14 protein-coding genes and 2 pseudogenes are annotated in these 20552 nt (G+C 56.2%); 7 read left to right on the forward strand and 9 right to left on the reverse strand.

Going from position 1 to position 20552, the window contains the following annotated elements:
* The first annotated feature begins 25 nt into the window (after positions 1-25).
* Positions 26-988 carry a cysteine synthase A gene (gene cysK / locus ATY75_RS28130; protein ID WP_088940038.1) on the forward strand — a complete coding sequence of 321 codons (963 nt, stop codon included), beginning with the start codon at positions 26-28 and terminating at the stop codon, positions 986-988.
* A 188-nt stretch (positions 989-1176) separates the two neighbouring features.
* Here cysK and ATY75_RS28135 read toward each other — a convergent pair whose 3' ends face one another.
* Positions 1177-1629 carry a hypothetical protein gene (locus ATY75_RS28135; RefSeq protein ID WP_088940039.1) on the reverse strand — a complete coding sequence of 151 codons (453 nt, stop codon included), beginning with the start codon at positions 1627-1629 and terminating at the stop codon, positions 1177-1179.
* Positions 1630-1745: 116 nt separating this feature from the next.
* Here ATY75_RS28135 and ATY75_RS28140 point away from each other — a divergent pair, with 116 nt between their 5' ends.
* A complete protein-coding gene (locus tag ATY75_RS28140; RefSeq protein ID WP_088940040.1) occupies positions 1746-2438 on the forward strand; it encodes a hypothetical protein in 693 nt (230 codons plus the stop codon).
* A 46-nt stretch (positions 2439-2484) separates the two neighbouring features.
* On the opposite strand, the pseudogene ATY75_RS28145 reads toward ATY75_RS28140, so the two are convergent.
* Positions 2485-3381, reverse strand: a pseudogene (locus tag ATY75_RS28145) (ATP-binding protein); the annotation flags it as partial.
* A 43-nt stretch (positions 3382-3424) separates the two neighbouring features.
* On the opposite strand from ATY75_RS28145, the gene ATY75_RS28150 reads away from it, so the two are divergent.
* The 5 genes and pseudogenes from ATY75_RS28150 to ATY75_RS35275 all read left to right on the forward strand — a co-directional run bounded on the left by ATY75_RS28150 (position 3425) and on the right by ATY75_RS35275 (position 10977).
* Positions 3425-5167, forward strand: a complete 1743-nt coding sequence (locus tag ATY75_RS28150; protein WP_088940042.1) for a recombinase family protein — start codon at positions 3425-3427, stop codon at positions 5165-5167.
* A gap of 354 nt (positions 5168-5521) precedes the next feature.
* Positions 5522-7273: a hypothetical protein gene (locus ATY75_RS28155; protein WP_143535355.1), complete on the forward strand. Its 1752-nt coding sequence runs from the start codon at positions 5522-5524 to the stop codon at positions 7271-7273.
* A gap of 908 nt (positions 7274-8181) precedes the next feature.
* Positions 8182-9312, forward strand: a complete 1131-nt coding sequence (gene dcm, locus ATY75_RS28165; protein ID WP_280950620.1) for a DNA (cytosine-5-)-methyltransferase — start codon at positions 8182-8184, stop codon at positions 9310-9312.
* Positions 9305-9760 carry a very short patch repair endonuclease gene (locus ATY75_RS28170; RefSeq protein WP_088940046.1) on the forward strand — a complete coding sequence of 152 codons (456 nt, stop codon included), beginning with the start codon at positions 9305-9307 and terminating at the stop codon, positions 9758-9760. The genes dcm and ATY75_RS28170 overlap by 8 nt, the downstream gene beginning before the upstream one ends.
* A 666-nt stretch (positions 9761-10426) precedes the next feature.
* Positions 10427-10977: pseudogene (locus ATY75_RS35275) on the forward strand (type II restriction endonuclease).
* Positions 10978-10980: 3 nt separating this feature from the next.
* On the opposite strand, the gene ATY75_RS28180 reads toward ATY75_RS35275, so the two are convergent.
* From ATY75_RS28180 to ATY75_RS34770, 7 genes are all read right to left on the reverse strand, one after another.
* A complete protein-coding gene (locus ATY75_RS28180; RefSeq protein ID WP_088940047.1) occupies positions 10981-11841 on the reverse strand; it encodes an HNH endonuclease in 861 nt (286 codons plus the stop codon).
* Positions 11831-13441 carry an ATP-binding protein gene (locus ATY75_RS28185; protein ID WP_088940048.1) on the reverse strand — a complete coding sequence of 537 codons (1611 nt, stop codon included), beginning with the start codon at positions 13439-13441 and terminating at the stop codon, positions 11831-11833. Before ATY75_RS28185 ends, ATY75_RS28180 begins: the two co-directional genes overlap by 11 nt.
* Positions 13438-13866, reverse strand: a complete 429-nt coding sequence (locus ATY75_RS28190) for an EcoRII N-terminal effector-binding domain-containing protein (protein WP_088940049.1) — start codon at positions 13864-13866, stop codon at positions 13438-13440. The genes ATY75_RS28185 and ATY75_RS28190 overlap by 4 nt, the downstream gene beginning before the upstream one ends.
* A gap of 10 nt (positions 13867-13876) precedes the next feature.
* On the reverse strand, positions 13877-15592 hold the full coding sequence (locus tag ATY75_RS28195; protein ID WP_245317647.1) for a DEAD/DEAH box helicase: 1716 nt from the start codon (positions 15590-15592) through the stop codon (positions 13877-13879).
* Positions 15593-15959: 367 nt separating this feature from the next.
* The gene (locus tag ATY75_RS28200; protein ID WP_088940051.1) at positions 15960-17066 is read right to left on the reverse strand and encodes a response regulator; all 1107 of its coding nucleotides are present in this window, start codon (positions 17064-17066) and stop codon (positions 15960-15962) included.
* Positions 17063-19270 (reverse strand): sensor histidine kinase, encoded by a 2208-nt coding sequence (locus ATY75_RS28205; RefSeq protein ID WP_088940052.1) that lies wholly within the window; start codon positions 19268-19270, stop codon positions 17063-17065. The genes ATY75_RS28200 and ATY75_RS28205 overlap by 4 nt, the downstream gene beginning before the upstream one ends.
* Positions 19271-19700: 430 nt before the next feature.
* Positions 19701-20549, reverse strand: coding sequence for a hypothetical protein (locus ATY75_RS34770; RefSeq protein WP_190241438.1), 849 nt, complete (start codon positions 20547-20549; stop codon positions 19701-19703).
* Between the last annotated feature and the right edge of the window lie 3 nt (positions 20550-20552).

The raw sequence follows: 20552 nt of genomic DNA on the forward strand, positions 1-20552 counted from the left end.
CGCAGGATTTCAAAGGGAGGCACTCATGTCGCACAAGCCTGGCCGCGGCCGCATCTATTCCTCGATCACCGAGACCATCGGCAACACGCCGCTCGTGCGCTTCGACAAGCTGGCGCGGGAAAAGGGCGTGGTGGCCAACCTGATCGGCAAGCTCGAATTCTTCAACCCGATCGCCTCCGTCAAGGACCGCATCGGCGTGGCGATGATCGAAAGCCTGGAAGCGCAGGGCAAGATCACCCCCGGCAAGACCGTGCTGATCGAGCCGACCTCCGGCAATACGGGCATCGCGCTCGCCTTTGCCGCCGCCGCCAAGGGTTACCGGCTGATCCTCACCATGCCGGAAACCATGTCGGTCGAGCGCCGCAAGATGCTGGCGCTGCTCGGCGCCGAGCTGGTGCTGACCGAGGGACCGAAGGGCATGAAGGGCGCGATCGCCAAGGCCGAGGAACTGGCGGCGTCGCTGCCCGACGCCATCATTCCGCAGCAGTTCGAAAACCCGGCCAATCCTGAAATCCACCGCAAGACGACCGCCGAGGAAATCTGGAACGACACCGACGGCACGGTCGATATCCTCGTCTCCGGCATCGGCACTGGCGGCACGATCACCGGCGTCGGCCAGGTGCTGAAGAGCCACAAGCCCGAGATCCAGATCATCGCCGTCGAACCCGCCGATTCGCCGATCCTCTCCGGCGGCAATCCCGGCCCGCACAAGATCCAGGGCATCGGCGCCGGCTTCGCCCCCAAAATCCTCGACACCGGCATCTATGATGAAGTCGTTACCGTCACCAACGACGAGGCCTTCGAACAGGCACGCCTGGTGGCAAGGCTCGAAGGCGTGCCGGTCGGCATCTCCTCGGGTGCGGCACTGGCGGCGGCCATCAAGGTCGGCAGCCGTCCGGAGAATGCCGGCAAGAACATCGTCGTGATCATTCCGTCCTTTGCGGAGCGGTATCTGTCGACGGCGCTGTTTGAAGGGCTTGGGAGCTGAGGCAGGGCTTTGGCGGGTGACTTTCCGGTAATTTGTCTTGCAGAGCATCGGGGCGCTTTCGGCGCCCCTTCTTTTTACGCCGTGACGTGTATCCAAAACCGCAGAGCCTCTAATCGCAGTCGGATGAGAAGTCCCGTGGTAGATCAGTTCGTTCCACGCGGTTGTTGTCGATCTCGGTTCGGTCGTCGTCAGTCGAGAGTGACCCTGGTCGCGTTTATACCCCGTTGCATCATGATCTCCTCAACTTTTCCGGTGAGGCGGACGTCACACCCAGTTCCGCAATTCGAATACAGAAGGCTACGCTGATCGCGCGGAAGTTTTTGCACATTCACGAAGAATGCTGTCATTCCCATTTGACGGTCGTAGAGCAGTCCCTGCTCTCCCATGAACAAGAATTTTCCGCTCGTGGTGACGGTTTTCCCCTTCATTTCGTTGTAATCGACTTGAAGATCCGTCCACGAAATCTCGGCACCTTCCGCACTTTGCTTTGCAGAACCCGAGGGCGCTCCAAATAGTTCGTCGTAGCAGTTGAGCCGGTCTTTCCCGCCAGCAATCTTCCGGCACGCAAATACATCGCCAGCAAAGGCGTCGGACGCTCCACCGGCAACTACACCGAGCAACGCGAGCACAACGATCTTCATATGAATCTCCATTTGTTAAACAGAGTATTGCACAGAAAAGTTGTAGAACCGTATCAGATGGATGGCGATGCCCGCTAGACTGCCGTGATTATGTTGATTCGATTTAAAGGTGAGCGATGAAGGATGCCGTTCGAGCCGGAGCATTATTTGCGTCGGCAGTCCTCTTTGTATTCTTCCTGTATCTCGTTTTTACAGGCGCAGACGAGCGCCGGTTTATTACGGTGGCAGTGATCTTTGTGTTCACAGTTCTCGCCACAAGGCTCGATGACATAACAAACCTGACTTTCGGCGCTACCGGCGTTCAGGCGGCTCTTGAAAAGAAACTGCGTGAAGCCGAGGCAACGGTAACTCAGTTGCAACGGATAGCCGAGCTATTTGGTCAGATCGGCGTAGAACAGATTTCGATGAGTAATCGCATGCTTGGATTGTCGTCGAGAAAGAAGCGCGAATTCATCACCAGCATCGAGCAGGAGTTAAGGGTAATTGGTGTCTCTGATGAACGGGTCAAGAACGTTCTCTCCACTCAACGGAATTTCGACATCTTCGACTATTATCACTGGGTCGCACAGGCGCTAATGGTTAATCCAACTCAGAATGAGGTAGTTGCGTACACCAGTTTTATCTCCGAATTTCCTAACGTAGACATTGGCTCAACTCCCTCACCGGATGAGGTCGAGGCGTTTCTGGCGCGGAATGGTGTGACCCGGGGCGAAGGTATTGAACGTCTGAAAGATTGGAGACATTACGAGGCAACTGGCAAACACCTTAGACTGGATCTATGGGACCACAGGCATGATCTTCCCAAATGATTTCGGCAACCGCCTTGTCAGGTAGGTCGACGATCGCCCCGTCTTCTCAAGCCGCAGCCGTCAACCTCTCCCCGGCGATCCTATAAGAGATCGCCTCGGCAAGATGCAGGCGGCCGACTGTCGGTTTGCCGTCGAGATCGGCAAGGGTGCGGGCAACCTTGAGGACGCGGTGGTAGCCGCGAGCGGAGAATTTCATTTTTTCGGCGGCGTCGCGCAGGAGCTGCAGGCCGGCGGCGTCGGGTTCGGCGAGTTTTTCGATCATCGAGGTGGAGCAGCGGGCATTGGTGCCGATGCCCTTGGCGCCGGCGGCCTCGAAGCGCTCTTGCTGGCGTTCGCGGGCGCGGGCGACGCGGCGGGCGACGTCGGCGCTGGTTTCCGCGGCCAACGGGCGGATGAGATCGGCGGCGGAGACGGCCGGCACATCGATGCGGATATCGATGCGATCCATCAGCGGGCCGGAGATGCGGGCCTGGTAGTCGTTCATACAGCGCGGGCCGCGGGCGCAAGTATGGCCGGGCTCGCCGGCCATGCCGCAGCGGCAGGGGTTCATCGCCGCGATCAGCTGGAATTTCGCCGGATAGGAGACGCGGTGATTGGCGCGGGCAATGACGCATTCGCCGCCTTCGAGCGGCTGGCGCAGCGCATCCAGCGCCTGCGGCGTGAACTCGGGAAACTCGTCGAGGAAGAGCACGCCGTGATGGGCGAGCGAGGCTTCGCCGGGCCGGGCGCGGATGCCGCCACCGACGAGGGCGGCCATGGTGGCGGAATGATGCGGGGTGCGGAAGGGCCGGCGATCGGACAGCTTGCCGCCGGTGAGCTGACCGGCGATCGAATGGACCATCGACACTTCAAGCAATTCGGCGGCCGAGAGCGGCGGCAGGATCGACGGCAGCCGTGCCGCCAGCATCGACTTGCCGGAGCCGGGAGGGCCGACCATCAACAAGGTATGCTACATTAATTTAATCGAATCACTTGATCGGGCCGACATGAAAACCGCCTACGCTTATTTGAGATTTTCCACACCTGAACAACTCCTTGGAGACTCCGCTCGTCGTCAGACAAATCGGACAACGGAATGGTGCGAGAAGAATGGTGTTCACCTTGATGAAACGCTCAGCTTTCAGGACCTGGGCGTTTCTGCATATGAAGGGAAACATTTCGAAGAAGGCGCGCTCGGCGTGTTCTTCGACTTTGTCAAGAATGGAAAAATCGAACGAGGGTCATACTTGGTCATAGAAGCGCTAGATCGGTTCTCGCGCGAAAAGCCCTTAGCTGCGGCAAGCCGCCTGTTCGACCTGGTGAAACTCGGGATAACTGTAGTGACGGTTGAGGATGGGATTGAGTATTCCGAAGCGACGCTTGGCAGCAGCGATAGCTCGGCAATGTTGCTACTGGTGATCAAGCTCTCTCAGGCACACGCAGAGTCGGTGCGAAAGTCCGAGCGAGTTGGTCCGGCGTGGCAAAAGAAAAAGGACCTTGCCCGGTCCGAAGGAATTCCTCTCACCTCAAGGTGTCCAGAATGGCTCGAACTTCGTGACGGCCAGTTTCATTTACGCGACGAGCGGGTCAAGATTGTTCAGCGTATCTTCGAGGAGACGATCGAGGGTTTCGGTCGCCGCGCAATTGTTACCAGGTTGAATGGTGGGCCGACGCCGGTCGCACCGTTCAAGGCGGGCCAGAAGTGGAAGAATCCAAACCGTGCAGGCGGTTGGCAAACCTCCAGTGTTGCAAGAATCTTGAACAATCGGGCAGTGCTTGGAGAGTATCAACCTCACACCGGAAAAGCGGGCAATCGGGTGCCCTATGGCGAACCGATTGCGGATTACTACCCCAAAGTGATTGATGAGGCGATTTTCTGGCGTGCCCAATCTACTATGCAGGAACGTCGACATCAATCCGCGGGGCGACGAGGCGACAGGGGTGCTCACCTTCTTCGGGGGCTTGCAAGGTGCTCGGACTGTCGAAGCCCGATGCATATCGTCAATAAAGGGCCGCCGCCAAAGGGCGGGATTTATCTCTCGTGTTCAGCTAACCGTCGAAACATCGGGTGCGAAAACAATAGGTCTTGGCGTGTGGACGGGCTTGAAGAGGCGCTTCTCCTGGTCCTCACATCGTTCAAAACTCAATCTTTTTTACCCGACAAGAACAAACCCGATCGGTACGTCGACGAGATCGATGGGATGAAGGGCGAGCTCGCCGAGCTTGAATCCAGAGCCGGTAATCTACTGGGAATGGTAGAGCGCGGTGATAAGCGAGCCGAAACCCGATATCTCGAACTGTCAGGAGAGATCGAAGAAAGAAAGGTTACCATTGAGAGGGCCGAGAAGGAGTTAGGCATACGCCGGAGCGATCCGGGCGATGAAGCCCGCCTTGCCGAAGTCCTCAAGCTTTCGACCGACATATTCGACCTCGAGGGCGCTGAACGGCTAGAAGCTCGTACACGGCTGTCGACGTTGATGAGACGCATGGTAAAACTTATAGAATGTGATCCTGACCGTGGGTCTTACGCGGTATTATCAATCGATACCAAGGTGTGGCGTGTAGAGTTCCCTACAGAGGGAGCCTTCGCCTATCAAATCGACGCATCGCCTGGAGCTGCTCCCCGTTTGCTATTTCTGCTTGCCAAGAATCCGAGTGCCGACGCTCGTGACGCATTCTTTCGAAACAAAGGCGGTTACGTCTTTTCGCCAGAAGGGAAGAAAACGTTTTTCCCTGAAAAACCGAAATGAACGCGCTCCGTTTCCACGAATGGCAGGACTGGAGCATCAGGCCTCATCTGTGAGACAGGGCCGAAGTGTTAGATGAAACAGTCTTGCGCTTGACCTGTTCACCGACGCGCATGATCATAAAAAAACACCACGTCGTAGGGCGGGAACCCTCAGTGGTGTTTTTTGGAGTAGTAAGATGATCATTGCCCTTGGCGCGATCGCTGTAAAGCCTCCCGTATTTGAACGGTGACCGCCAGGCTGGGATATACCCCAGCCGACCCAACGGAAGCCCCTTTCACAAATTTCAGTGTTGACAATTCGGACGCGCACGTAAGGTCTGACAGTCCGCGCAAGGCCGACGCACAAGTCTGCGTCGTGCCCGAATTCTCTACCGACGGCGAGTGGCGCAAGGACCCCAAAAGGCACCGTCCCGTCGGCATGTCGTGGCGTATGCCGTCCGAGGAACTCAAGAAGGTCCTCGATATCCCGGTGATGGCCAACGCATCCGAACAGGAAGTCTGCGACGCCTTCACTGCTGACGCGATTGTATCCGCCCATCTCTATCCCGGTCGCCGCATCTCCTATTCGAGGCGCGAAGCGTACTGGCAGAAGCGCGCCCGCTATGCAGGCCCCGTCTTCCGTCGTGACACCGTCATCAAGGCTATCGACGCGCTCGTCGCCAAGGGCATTCTCATCGATCACGATCGCCGTCCTGTCGGGAAGCGTGGCGTCCAGTCGTCCTATCTGCCGAACCCGATGCTCGTTGCCCTCGAAATGCCGAAGCTGAACAGGAAGCGCGGCGAGTGCATCATCCTTCGTGACGCGGCCGGTGACATGCTGGCCTACAAGGACACGCCAGAGACACGCGACAGCCGGTACGTTCTCGATCGTGTAAACGATGTCCTGGAGCGCACAGAGTTCACGGTAGCGGGAGAAGGCGTCACGACCGCCGGACAGTGGACGAGGATAGAGGACCTGGTGTTCCCCACCTCGGCGACTGCCATGCACCGTGTCTTCAATCAGGGTGTCTGGACATCGGGCGGACGTTTCTACGGTGCCTTCTGGCAGACCATGCGCGGCCGCCACAGGCACACAATCATGATCGACGGCGAGCGGACCGAGGAAGTGGACTACGACTACCTCCATGCCCGCATCATCTACGCATGGGCGCGCAAGAAACTCGTCGGCGATCCCTACATCATCGAGGGCTTTCCCCGGAACGTGGCGAAGCGCGCGTTCTTCATCATCGTCAACGCCAAGGGCTACCTCAAGGCGAAGGGAGCCGTAGCCGAGTACCTTGAGAAGAAGGGCATGAACCCGAAACTCGCGGGCAAGCTAATCGACGCCATGAAGAAGCGGCACCAGCCGGTAGAGAAGTATTTCCATTCGGGCAAGGGACTGGAGTTGCAGAACCTCGACGCGAAGATGGCCGAGTATGTGCTGCGCGTGATGACGGTCCAGAAGGGCGTACCGTGCTTGCCGATCCACGACAGTTTCATCGTGCCAGAAGGACAGGTGAAGAACCTCGTCAGGACCATGAAAGCGGCTTACGAAAAGTACGTCGGTCGTGCGAACTCTTCCCTCTGCTCGATTAAGTCCGTTGCAACTTCCGACTCAACAAAATCAGAGACTTGGGTTCAAAATTCACCACACCTTCACACCCCGCCCCCTTCCACACCCACCGAGGGTAATTATAGGACACCATTACGCGACGATTCAGTACCGCAGAATCAGGAATCTCAGGCTCTTGATTTGGATACCGTGGCTACGTTGGAAACGAAGGCCTTAAATGCCCCTGTGAAAAGCAAGACGGAAACCGTGAAGGCGGAACGACCAGTCGTCGTCGTGCGTCGTCCGATACCCGCTTTCCTCCGCAAGGCACAGGAAGACAGCGCTCGGGCTTGGAAGGAACAGCAGGACCGGAAGAAGGAACGCGAGGAAAGCCTTCCGCTATCTCGTCGCCCTTTCGATCGCTTCGGCGGCAGACTCAAAATAGGAATGCCTCGCCGGGGGCAGTCGGTCCCGCGTCCCGCCGAAATCGGCGGCGCTCCTGCGGCTACCCTAGCTTCCGGTCTCGGCATGCGCGAATGCCCACGTCATCCCCCTGCCGAGGACCGCGATGCTTGACGCTCCGATATGCTCATCTTCGTCCAGGGATGCGGTTCCCTCTTTGAGATGAACCATGGGTCATTTTGGGAGGGAACGGTGCTGTACGACCACGCATGGAGCCTCGTAAGGCACTAATATACGATCGGATCGATCAGAGCACCTCTAAATCCCTTCCCCACACTCAGCGCCAAGCCTACCAACGTTCTCGCTCTGTCAACGCCGGGGGCGTCCTCCACTTCATTGCGGCCCTGCGGGTGACTGTCGCTCCGAGCGCCGGCAATCTTGGAGGCATCGGGACGGGGAACATTAAGACTTCCGCCCTGCGGGCGGGTTCGAAGCTCGGCCTGCGGCCCGCATCGAACAGGGAACTGGCCCTTCCCACCAATACTTAAAATCCTACCGATCCAGTTAACCCTCACTCCGGCACGACGCAACCATGCCGCGTTGTTCCCTGGGCTCAATTCTCATGCCGTGGTAAAAGGAAGGGTAGTAAAAACAGAGGAAAGGCGCTCCGATGGAGATCAAAAGAACAACCATTCCGGGTTTGACCTTCGTCGTCGAGGTCGAGGAGGTTAACCACAGGCGGAAAGGGAGAAATTGACTGTAGTGACCGACTACAGTCATTCGCGTGGCTCATGACATCGGCTCTCCGAGGGCCTGCGGAGGCGCGCAAAAAAGTGTTAAGCATTGCACGAATAATAAGAACAAAATGAGAACAGTTTATTGTTTGTAAGGACGAATAGTGTCAATCTGACAAAAATTGACCCAGAAATGATTCGAGCGATACGATGCGATCTAGGAAGCGAACAGAATTCAGCGTACTCAGGGAGCGGGCTGGACTCACGTTTGAGGAGACCGAAACCCTTCTACAAATTTCTTCCCGAACCGCCTATCGTTATGAAGACGGCACGTCCCAAGTTCCTCGCTTGGCTCTGAAAACGCTCAAGGATGCTGCCGATCAACGCCTCCGAAGGTGTGATGACAGCAAGGCTGATTTCCGATTCATCGACCTGTTCGCCGGCATCGGGGGACTCCGCTTGGGATTCGAGAGTATCGGAGGACGCTGCGTTTTCACCTCTGAATGGGACCCGCATAGCCAGCAGACCTATTCATTGAATTTTCCCGACAATCACCGCGTTAACGGCGACGTGCGCGAATTTTCAAAGAACCCCGACCTGATCCCCGAGCATGATGTTCTGCTTGCCGGATTTCCTTGCCAGCCGTTTTCGCTCGCTGGCGTTTCCAAGAAAAACTCTCTTGGACGCCCCCATGGCTTCCTATGCGACACGCAGGGAACACTGTTCTTCGACACTGCCCAAATCATTGCCCACCACCGGCCAGCTGCATTCGTGCTGGAAAACGTCAAGAACCTCGAAAGCCACGATCAGGGCCGCACGTTTGCGACCATCATGAACGTTCTGCAGAACGAGCTGAAGTATCATGTCCAGTATCGCGTCATCAGCTCGGAACCGTGGGTGCCGCAGAAGCGGGAACGGGTTTTTATTGTGGGTTTCCGCGACCCGACGCAGTTCGACTTCAAGGGCCTGAAACTGCCGGCTGCGAAAAGCGGCCCGAAGCTTAGGACCATTCTCCAGCCACATGACGAAGTTGATCCGAAATACACCCTTACACCGCGCCTGTGGGAATATCTGCAAGGCTACAAGGCGAAGCATCAGGCAAAGGGGAACGGGTTTGGATACAGCCTCTTCGGACCCGATGACGTAGCTCGAACCTTGTCTGCCCGCTACTACAAGGACGGGTCCGAAGTGTTGATCGACCAGCCGGGCAAGCGGCCCCGACGGCTGACACCGCTTGAATGCGCCCGGTTGATGGGCTTCGACCGGGGCGACCGACGTTTCCGGATCGAGGTTTCCGATACCCAGGCCTATCGTCAGTTCGGCAATGCCGTTGTTGTCCCCGTTGTGGAGTTCGTTGCCGAATCGATGAAGCCGCACATCGAAACCGCGCTTGCCGCAAACCGGGAATATCCAGTGCTTTCTGGCCCAGCGTTGGCCGTGACACGTCCCGCTTCCTCCTTGGCAGCCATACATGGCTGACATTGTTACCCCAGAGGTCCGCAGCCGGATGATGGCGGGGATTCGGGGTAAAAACACAAAGCCGGAGCTGACGCTGAGGCGTGGTTTGCATGCGGCCGGATTCCGATTCCGGCTGCATGATCGTACCCTGCCCGGGAAGCCTGATATGGTCTTTCCGAAATACGACGCCGTTCTCTTTGCTCACGGATGCTTCTGGCACGGGCACGATTGCCATTTGTTCAAATGGCCTTCCAGCAGGCCGGACTTCTGGCAGGCCAAGATTCACAGGAACCGTGAGGTTGATGCTCTTGCGTCGGCGGCCTTACAGGCAGCAGGATGGCGGCAGGGAGTCGTCTGGGAATGCGCGTTGAAAGGTAAAGCCCGGTTGCCGATCGAGACCGTACTCTCCGAGTGCGCGGCGTGGCTTCAGTCCAATACTCCGTTTTTTGAGATCAGAGGGAGCGCATAGGTCATGCGGCGGGGGCTGCTTTCAGACTATTTTGACGGTGTGGCGGTGAAGCGGCTGAGTTCCGTCGAGGTCAACGTCCTCCATTCCAACCAGCACGAGTTCAACAGTTCGAAGCAGCTCAAGAGCTTGCTTGGGACGCCCGACCGGATGCAGTACCAAGCAATCTTCATCTGGATCGGTGGTGAGCAGGAGGCGCTTACTGAGGAGGGATTCCTAACGTGGCATCAGTCCCGAAAACCTCCGAGACGTGAGCACAGGCTCTATTTCCCGACGAACGCGGTATGCGAGGCAGCCGCTGAAGGTGACGTGCTGTTTATCGCCAGGCGCACCGACAACACACTGATGGCGATCATTGTCCCCGGAGACAGCACTATCCAGAACCAGCTGTTGTGGCTGTTCGGGCTTGAGGCACAGCCGGCATTGCAGTTCGAATCGCTAGAGATCAGCAAGGATAATGCTGCCGAGCTCGATTTCACCGCGCGCTATATCCTCGATGAACTCGGGATTGAGGTCGAGGAGCCGGAAGTTGACCGTCTCGATACACTGATTGAAGGATTCGGGCTGGTGTTTCCCCCGACGCGCGTCCTGTCGGAACTCGCCCGGAGCTCACTTCCGCAGGTTTCGGCGGCTGATGATCCGGACGCCGCACTGATGGCGTGGATCGATATGGAAGAGCAGCTGTTTCGCCGCCTGGAACGACATGTGGTAGCCGACCGGATCAGGAACGGCTTTCATTCCGACGAGGGCACGGATGTTGATGGCTTCATGGGTTTCTCGAAAAGCGTCCAGAACCGCCGCAAGAAGCGTGCGGGCCTGGCGCTTGAACACCAACTTGAGGCCGTCTTTTCTGCCCACAAGCTAGGGTTTGGCCGTGAGGTCGAGACGGAGAACCGCAACAAACCTGACTTTCTTTTCCCTGGTCAGGAGGAATACAGGAATCCAGCATTCCCGGCCGCACGCTCACCATGCTCGGGTCCAAATCGACGCTGAAGGACCGCTGGCGTCAAGTACTTTCCGAGGCCGAACGGATCACGCCAAAGCATCTGCTGACACTAGAGCCTGGTATCTCGGAAAATCAGACCGACGAAATGCAGGCAAAGCAGCTTCAGTTGGTTCTTCCGCAATCGCTCCATGCGACATTTCGAGAGCGCCAACGATGGCTTATGACGCTTGGCAACTTTGTGGAGCTGGTGAAGGAGCGCCAGCGAGCAGAGTAACTGTCAGTTGTCGTTCGTCGAAGCGAGCATTTCGCGGAGATCATCAACGGAGTATGGCGGATTCCGACGATGGGCAACCGAATGACAGTTGGGACAAAGCGGCGTCAGGTCTGTCCTTGGATCAATGATGTAATCTTCCCCGAGCTGCGAAACCGGCGTCACATGGTGGACCTCTATCAGGCCGGCAGCAGCGGAACCATATCGCTCTCCCATATCCAGCTTGCAGGCCTTGCAGGAATAGCCATGAATCGCGAGAGCGGCGGCACGATTGCGTCGATCCCTTTCGTAGCGATTGACCTCTATCCGGGTCCTTGCTCCCTCCGGGAGGCCTGATACTTCGACAGACGCCTCAGCGCCATCATCGTCAGCCTCCACGGGCAGCAGCGCCAGAAGGGCCGCCGCCACTCTGGAAGTCCAGAGTTCGACCTGACGAGCATCTTCTTCAGTGTTGCCCTCATTGATCGCCAGCATTCCCCGGCGCACATCAAGGCCAAAGCTACGCCACTGCGTTTCCCAGATCGCTGAATCATCTGGCGAATATGTCCCGCCATTAATGGTGAGAACGATTTCGGCATCAGCATCACGACAAACGTCGAGCACAGCCCTGAAAGTACGGCGACCGGTCTCGTCTGCCGAGCCCATTGCATTCATGAGATCGCCAGCAAAATTGCCTGGCCGGAAATGCACATCCAGCCGACGCCATCCTATCCGTGTTCGCAGCGTAAAGGTCTGGCCAGGAGGATAGCCGGCCGGCTGGAGTTCGAGCCAGCGCGTACCGTCGTTGTCTCGTCCCTGCCGACCTGCAAATTCCAGCCCGGTTTCAGCGGAGATACGCTCCGCAAGCGAGAGCGGATCAGGCGACATCCTTATCCACGTCCGGTTCAGGCAGCGTTTCGACAAGCTTCTCAAGGATACGCGAGACCTCAAAGCGCATGTCGCGGAACATAGAGGCTGTGTGATCCTGTACCGTCGAGAGTTCCGCGACGGCCAGCGCCCACATCAGCGAGTCCAGACCTTGCATGGTCACACTGCGATTGAGATTCGGAATATAGACCTTCTGGTAATAAGGGTGGCTGGTATTTACCTGGACGCCCTTGTGCCCCTCGATTAGTGCGGGTTGAAAAAGCAGGCCGTTATTAATCCCCTCCACCGGCTGCACGAAAACTTCGCCAGGCCTTTTGGCCGAAGTAATTGTTAGTTTCAGCCGGGTCGTGCCGTGTCTATTTTCAACGATGGCCTCGCCGGTATTCGGGTCCGCGATGTTGACCTTGGGGCCGCCGGCAGCTGCCTCGCGATTGCGAATGTTGGTGTTGGAGGTGTCGTGGGCTCCCTCCCCTTTTTTCGAGATAACCTTCTGCTGTCCCTCGCGATAACGACGATTGGCCTCCCGCCGCGGAGCAGGAAGAAACTCGCCTTGCAGCCAGTTCGCCAGATCGTCATTCAGGATAATCTGGGACTTCTTGATATCGAGATGGAAAGCATCGTCCAGCTTGTGGTCGAACGAAAACTCGATGCGTAGGCCGGTCAGATGAGGTTCCTTCTGATAAAGTCCAAGCCAATCTGCATCATGAATGAGCCGGTTTTCGCGATAGATGTATATGCCTTGACGCTCGTTCGACAATTTCGCCGCTGCCGCTGCCTTTTCATCCGGAAACTCTTCCCGGCGAGGCAGGATAAATGCCCGCACCGTGAACGAGGCTTTCCGGTTGTCTGACAGCTGTGTTTCGATGGGCTCATCCGCAACCAGTTCCGACAATTTGGACTGGAAGGGGTCCCAGGCCACGACGGGCTTACCATTGAGTTCCATGATGACGTTTCGCGCCCGCTCGTCGTCTGGGTCGAGGAAGCGCTGATAGACCATGGAAAGATGCTCGCGTAGGGCATCCTCGCGCGACTTCAGCGCCTTGCGCGCCGGGGCACCAGCGGGGTCTTGGTATTCCTTCAGCAACCGGTCCACGTCCTCCCACAGGACGACGGTACCGGCATGGCCGGGAGCCACAAGGTCGAGATTTTCAAGTGCTTCGGGATCGCACTCCTCATTCAGAAGTAGCGACCATTTGTTGACCTTGGCAACATGGTACAGGTCCCAGGTTGCCATTAGAGGCAACGTATTGCCGTCCGGCCGCGAAATGACCGAAAGCTTTTTGCAGAAAGCGGTCGAGGCGGTTTTCAAGCCCAGACCGTATTTGCCGAGGCTGGCGGCGCTGGGACGAGCTTTCGAGCCATATTGCATGGCGTTGATCAGGCCATCGCGGTTCATGCCGTCACCGTTGTCAGCAATCATCAGACGGATGTTCCCGCGCAGATCGGCGGCCAGCCAGAGCTGGACGTGGGTAGCGTTCGCGGCAATGGAATTGTCGACGATATCGGCTACGGCCGTATCGAACTCATAGCCAGTGTCACGCAGGCCGACGATGACTCGTTCCGGGTCTGGCGGTAGTTCGATTTCCTCAACGTTGCTCATCTTCCCCCCTGAATTTCGATTACGCGCCAGCCTGTCCCGAGCTTCAGGACACCCTTGGTCCGTTCTGCCTGCTGCTTGCGTTTGTGGGTGATCCGGTACCGGTCATCGTCGTCTCTCGCCAGGATGATTTCGTCGCCAGGTACCAGATTTGCCTGACGGATGTATTTGGTCATCCTAGTCAATCTGAACTCGTTACGTGTACCGTCAAAAAACTTGTTATTGTAATAGATGAAGGCAAATTCCCAGAAAGTGCCGCCATCATCCACAAAATTCAGGTGACATCTCGGGTTGTACTGGCTCGGATCGAGGCGGGGAAAGAATGACAACAGCCGTTCCTCCCTTGGCACCAGAATGCCGGCTTGGTGGCCGCCGGTCTCGCCTGTATCGTTGGCACTCAGTACCTTTGCAATTGTTTGCTCTGCCATATCTTGCCTGTTAAGCCCCCTTCTTTGGCGACCGCATCAGCGCGGCGACGATATCGCCGTAATCATCTTCCCGGCCTTCGAGACCCACGACCGCAGTGCCGGAAATCGCCCGCTTGCGCGTCAGTCGTTCGTTCACCACGTCCTCCACCGTATCGGCGACGAGGAGCCGGTGAACGGTCACCGGCAATTGTTGGCCGCGCCGATGAGCACGGGCAGACGCTTGGTCTTCGAGCGCTGGATTCCATTCCGGATTATAGTGGATCACATGGTTGGCAGCTGTAATGTTGAGGCCAGCTCCTCCAGCCTTCGGGTTCAGCACGAGCGCCGCACCGCCATCGACGGCGCTGAAGCGGTCAATCAGCGGCTGGCGATCGTCGATAGGAAGACGGCCGTCGATGACACCGGCAAAGGCTCCGAAACAGGTCTTGATGTGTCGGGCGATCAAATCAGCCATTGCCGTAAACGACGTGAAGATGATCACCTTCTCGCCGCGTGCGAAAATCTCCTCCACGATTTCGTCCATACGTCGAAACTTCGAGAAGGACATGGGATCGGCCATCGCGGCATTGCCGCCCATCAGGTCTGGATGAGCGCAGAAACGGCGCAATGATGTCAGGGCGACCAGCGTTGCCGCCGCACCATATTCCGTATAGATGCGTTCACGCTCGGCGTCATAGGCCGCGATCTCGCCGTCATCCAGTTCAACCACCTGCGGTATATCGATCCGGCTAGGCAGGTCCTGCGCTACCTCGGCAACGCGCCGGCGTAACATAAGGGGAGAGACCAGCGGTTCCAGCTTTGCCGCGCCGTGAACGTCATCGGAATATTCCGACTCAAAGGCTTTTGCGTCACCAAGATGTCCGGGCAGCACGAAATCAATGATCGACCATAGATCGAGCAGGCGATTTTCGACAGGTGTCCCGGTTACTGCCAGACCAGCCTCACGTTGAAGCCGTTTCACGGCTCTGGTCCGCTGGGCTTCAGGGTTTCGAATGAATTGTGCTTCGTCCAGTACGATCAACTTCCAGGTGATCATGTTGAGCAGACTGTTGTCGCGCACAGCACTGTCATAGGAGGTCACGACGACATCGTAATCCTTCAGCTCCGAAGGCCTGCCAGTGCGAAGCGCTCCATGATGCTTCAGCACCTGGAGACGTGGCGCGAACTTCGAAATTTCTCGTCGCCAGTTCTCCAGCAAAGAACCCGGTGCAATAATCAACGCAGGTCGCAGCGGCTCGCCACCAGAATCACTCAGTGCGCTGATGATCTGCAATGTTTTGCCAAGGCCCATTTCGTCGGCCAAGAGGCCGCCGACTCCCTCAGCAAGGAGAAATTTCAGCCAACGCCAACCGGAAATCTGATATGGATAAAGGGTCGCCTGCACCCCGGCTGGCACATCATCGCCGGATGGTGTGAAGGCGAGTGGCGAAATTGCCTTGTTAGCTGTCTGGTCCTCGATAGTCGCTCCCTCTCTCGCGGCCTTGCGGATGGCAAGAAAAGCCTTCAGCGAGCCAGCGTCCCCGAGTGTTATGCCGGTGCTTCGCACCAGTTCACGGACTTCGGCGCTAGCTGTTGGCTCGATCGGATACCAGACGCCTTCAGCTACCTTGTGGGCGCGTTCTAGGTCAGCGATGTCAAGAAGGACTTCTTTGCCCCGGCTGGTGGAAGTGATGCTGTAGGACGGCGCACTGTGACCACTGCCTTCCAAGATTGCGAGGGTCGGCACAAGGGGGTACCGGGATGCGCGAAGCCCCTCGACGCTTGTCGGTATCCAGTCCGCACTGGGCCGCTTTTCGACGAGGGCGCTGTAAATTTCGTTGGCGGATTGGGGCCGGACGCCTCCAGCCTCATCTATGAGGCAAAGCACACTCTCGCGAATTTCCCACCTCGGTGTTGTCATAATTGCCTGCGTTCGATTTTGCCCTCAGTGTTTCTGCAAAAATTACATGCACCGTGACTTGTACCAAGTTCAGGGCTCAAGCTCGAATCACGGAAAGCGCAACGTGTTTTGTTTTGCGGCTGTTCGGGTCGGCTCGGCGGCATTGCTACATGGGTTGTTTTGGAGCCTTGATTTCAAGGCCACAGCGCCGCCCCTAATTTGCAAAATGCCCAATCTCAATATTCGGCTGCCCAGTCCGGCTGATAAAGGAACCGAATCGTTGGACCAAATTAGAGACAAATGGGTAGGAAACGGACGCGACCCGATCATTCAGATGAGCAGCCAACACTTCTAGTGAAAGCGTACGAATCTCCCCAAATGATACCATTATAGGATCAGGCTCTCCCGGCAGCGGTGGCAGGAAATGCGTAGAAGATGCGATGTTCTGATTCACGAGCCGCCTGAAATAGGAAGCTGCCTTTTCCCTCTTGCTGTCACTGGTCGACGTTTTGAGCGTTTCGAGGTTTTGTGGCCAGTTTTCAATCTGGCGGTGACACCTAGCCAGAAGGACATTGGGGATTTTTTTCGTCGCCATATCACATTGTGGGCTCAAAACAACCCACAGACCGCCGTCCAGATCGAACAGGTCTCCTGTGTGCGCTCGATCGTCGAACAGGGAGGGAATATTGTAGCATTCGAATGGGTGCCAACCCGCGTTTCCCTGGCCATCCAGTCCCATGATGTCCGCGATATGACTGACGTACTGGCGCGCAATAATTTTCGTCAAGTTCGCTTGGTTGTCGGGTTCTAGCTCGGCAAATGCGTTCCAACGGGGCCAAAGGCGCTTGGCGAAGACTTCTGCTGAAAGGCCGTCGATAGTAGTCTTCGCTGCCCTCACGGTCGTCATCATTCCCCACTTGCTGGAAAGCCAGTTGAGTGCGCTTTCGTATCCGTTGCCGTCCCCCTTGTCGAAGGTTGAAACCAAGCCGGCCTCCCGGAGAGCTTCATCAATCTCCGCCGGATGCCCGGACAGTATTGCAAGTGGAAGGCCTTGCCCAAACAATATCGCCTTGGCGAGCTTGTTTCCGACGTTGGGAGTTTCCTGCTCGTCTTCCTTCTCTGGCAAACGAAGATCAACTATAGCGCAGTCAAATCGATGTTGATCCAACGCTTGCATGGCTTCGTCGAACGAACCCTTCGCGGTAAGTACCCACTCTTTCCCAGATGCAGCATTGGCCACATTCCAATCATTGATTGCGTCAAGAAAGAGGTCGCGATTCAAATCGTCGTCTTCGACATGAAGGATATACTTGCGGTTCATAGCGCTGCCCTTGCTGGAAAATCTATCTCGAACAACGCGCCGCCGTCGTGCTCGATATCGTAAAATAACGTTGCTCCTGAGCGAGCCAATGCTTCCCTGGCGATGTTCAATCCAAGCCCAGTTCCACCATCCTTGAGGGTGAACTTCAGATCGAAGATGTGTTCGACAAATTCCGACGGAACACCAGGACCGTTGTCCTCAACAAGAATTCGTCCGATGTCGCCCTTTCGCGACACCCCAATTTTTATGAATGGATTGGCTGTCTTGCTGTCGTCTAACCAATAAACAGCGTTACTGATGAGGTTCACGAGCGCAGTTGAAAGGTCATCGGGAAAGCCAATGAGATCGAACGCGCCTTCGGTCTCTGAAATGGTTATTGGGACGCCGCTGCTCTCAAAAAGCGCCGCCGCTCTCTGGATTACCGCTTTGGGCCTGAAGAATTTCGGCTGCCCCCGTTTGCCACCAGCTAGGGGACGAAGATTGCGAAACAGGCTTTCTAGGTCGTGGCCGGCTCGCAGGAGCTTCGGAATTCGCGAGCTGATATCGTCTTTCGTCTGAGTAGCCAGTTTCCCTAAACCGAACATCGCTTGGAAAGACTTTTGCATTCTCTCGGCCGTATGGACCACATACACGGCACGTGGTCCCCCATCGTGCAAAATTTGCCCCACAATGGCACCGAGGGAAGACTTTGCCTCGAGCAGCCGCTGCCGCTCTTGGAGATCGTCAATCCTCTCCGCGAGCTTCGCAGACTGCTGATCGATGACCTTCTCCGCGGCCTCCCTTTCGCTTGGCTCCAGTTTGGAAATAAGACCTCGAATTTTCTTTAATTCTGAGAGTTCCCGAACTTCGTCGAATGTAGTTGACCTGCGTCGCGCAAGTCCGGTTTCGCTTCGGAATGCGTATCGTTTTGGTTCAACAACTGTAGAAAGTAATTCGGTAACGAGATGCCGCAATCGAGAGAATGCTTCGTTATCCTCAAATCCTTCTCGACTGCTTCGCTCGATGAGATTCGATCCATCTTGACCTTCGATGGTAACAAAGCCCGCAACTTGGTTGTGTCCTATTCGCAAAGACGGGTCTTGGACGCGTCGAGTGTCCAACGCAAGCCAGTCATTTTCTGGATTTCCGTAAGGCCGAACACGGAAACCTTCACGATAGATGGCGATCCCCGAGATGTTGTCGAGCAGCCTGCGAGCCTCGGAAGCGCTCAAATCGCCCATTCCAGCGGCTCGCATGTTGTTTTTGATGGCATCGGCTTCTCTATCAAATAGAAATAGATGAACCGAGAAACTACCAGGTGAAGGCTCGGAACCATCGCTGGGAAACTTCAATTCTAACCGTTCAGCACCGCGGCCTGCACGATGAACCTGGTAGGTTCCAGTGAACGAGCCAGATGGGTCGAACACGCCTTGGAGTTCGTAGTCACAGGCCTTTAATAGAGGGAAGGGCTGTATTTTGTTGACTTCTTTCCCGGGGGCATCTGGAACCGTATCAGTGTCTTCGTTAATTTCTGACGAGAGACCGTTAACGAGGCTTGTCCCGTCAAACCCGGAGTTCTCGAGAGTGCACTCGCTCAAATCGAGATAAATTGAAAAATCGTCCGTCTCAGTTTTGTCTAGTGGCGAGAGAAGTCTTCGCAGCTCGACGTGCAGACGTTGAAGTTTTTCTTGCGACCATGGCTCGCTGAGGTTGCGAACCTCGATGGTTGTGCCTGTTGGTCCTTCTCCATCTTGGAGGATATAGTCGATCGCTATTTCTGAAAGATAGATATCATCGGTAAACAACGTCCAGTCGAGTTCTGGAATCAAAACCGACTTCAAAGAACCTGCTTGGCCATAGGTCGACAGGAGCGACATCATCGTTCCGAGCTTCGCCGCAGCAAAACGACCGATGCCTTTTGAACCCATCATTCGCCGTTTTTTCTGCGGCGAAAGCCTCTCTTTTGTTTTGGAGGATGTAGCAGGTTCCATCCATTTAAGGCGAATATCGTCCAATGACATGCCGTGGCCGTCGTCTGTTATCGATATCAGGCCGCCAGGTTCGTTCAAAGGAGGCTGGAATTTGATACGAACGGTATCAGCGTCAGCATCGTAGGCGTTTTTCACGAGCTCGATTACCGCCGCCTCTGGCCCGCTAATCAGTTGGTCGCCAATCGTCCTAATGATCCGGGCTCTCGGCTGAAACGTGAGCTGATTTTCAGTCATAGGAGCCCTGCCAATATGGTTCGTTCAAACGCTTGCCCGAGGAAGCTTATCTTAGGTAGCAATCAATTTGGTAAGAATCACCTAACGGTCTTTCTTTGCGGACAGTTTTCTCAATAGAAGAAGATGGCGGCAAGTGCGTTGTCGGCACCTAAAGCACATCCGGGCGGTGACTTCGCTCCCGCCTCACCAAAGTAGCGCTCTCGAAATGCGATCCCGCATTCTAAAGATATGCGAAGGGGCTGGATGGAACGTACAGCTATGGGTCGATCAACCACGGCTAGCTTTTTATGCAATTTAAGGCACAACAAGCTTGCGTTAATTTTCTAGCCGAGTTTGTGCGTAAGACGCAATTTTTTGTCTAGGGAGAACGGCACGGCTTAGGCCGCTCTGACGCTTTACTCTCAGAAAAGATCAGCGGTTTGGCCACTTTTCATCCCTTATTCTTGGGTGCCGATATGAAATCGAGATCGATCTGCTGACTGCTGAACCATTCGCGAGCACTGATAGAGTCGGGTGTCACCACACGGAAGAGAGGGACGGCACGCACAAAATCCTCGTCCGGCCAAGTGAATTTGGCCGATCCAGCTAGGCCGTCCAGTTCTCTCTTAATTTCAACCGCCGAAGCTTCTAACTTCTCTTCCTCGTCCATGACTGCTAGGAACTGGACCGAGGCTCCTCTAGTATCGAAATTGGGCGAGGCCACGACGCGGATGCACCTCAGCGAGCGGTACACCCTGCCCGATGCCGAGTCCTTTCCATGCTTGCCCTTGGACTGGTTCCGGATTGCGAGAACGGGTCCATCGCTAAGGGCATCGGGAAACGCGAAACGTCCATATCGCCGCTCGAGGGTTTGAGCGAAGGCGCTTCTTGTTTCGTCGCTGTTGAAGCCGACAACGCGTGTCATGAAAGCCAGCGATCTCTTCTGTACAGTGGCAAGCTTGGTCAGGTCTACCACGTGATTGTCACCGGAGTTGTTCTCTAGTTTCGCCGCCGCTGGGGTCGTGCCGTTTTCAACCGCGGCCACGAGGCTCGGATGCGCGACAACGATGGGCGCGACCGCGACGTGATCCCTCCCCTTCACGAAGTTCACGATGTCGCAGGTCTGGGTCAGCACCACCCAACCTTCTACATCTTCCCAGCCAACATCGAACACGCCTTCCTCGTTGACGTACATGACGGGAAACTCGCGGGCATCAAGCGTGTAGTCGCCCTGACGCCAGGTGCGTAGTGTATTTATTTCATCTTCGGTGAGGTCAGGAACCTCGATGACTTCGCTCATTCA

Source organism: Rhizobium sp. N122 (genome assembly GCF_002211295.1).
Classification (GTDB): Bacteria; Pseudomonadota; Alphaproteobacteria; order Rhizobiales; family Rhizobiaceae; genus Rhizobium.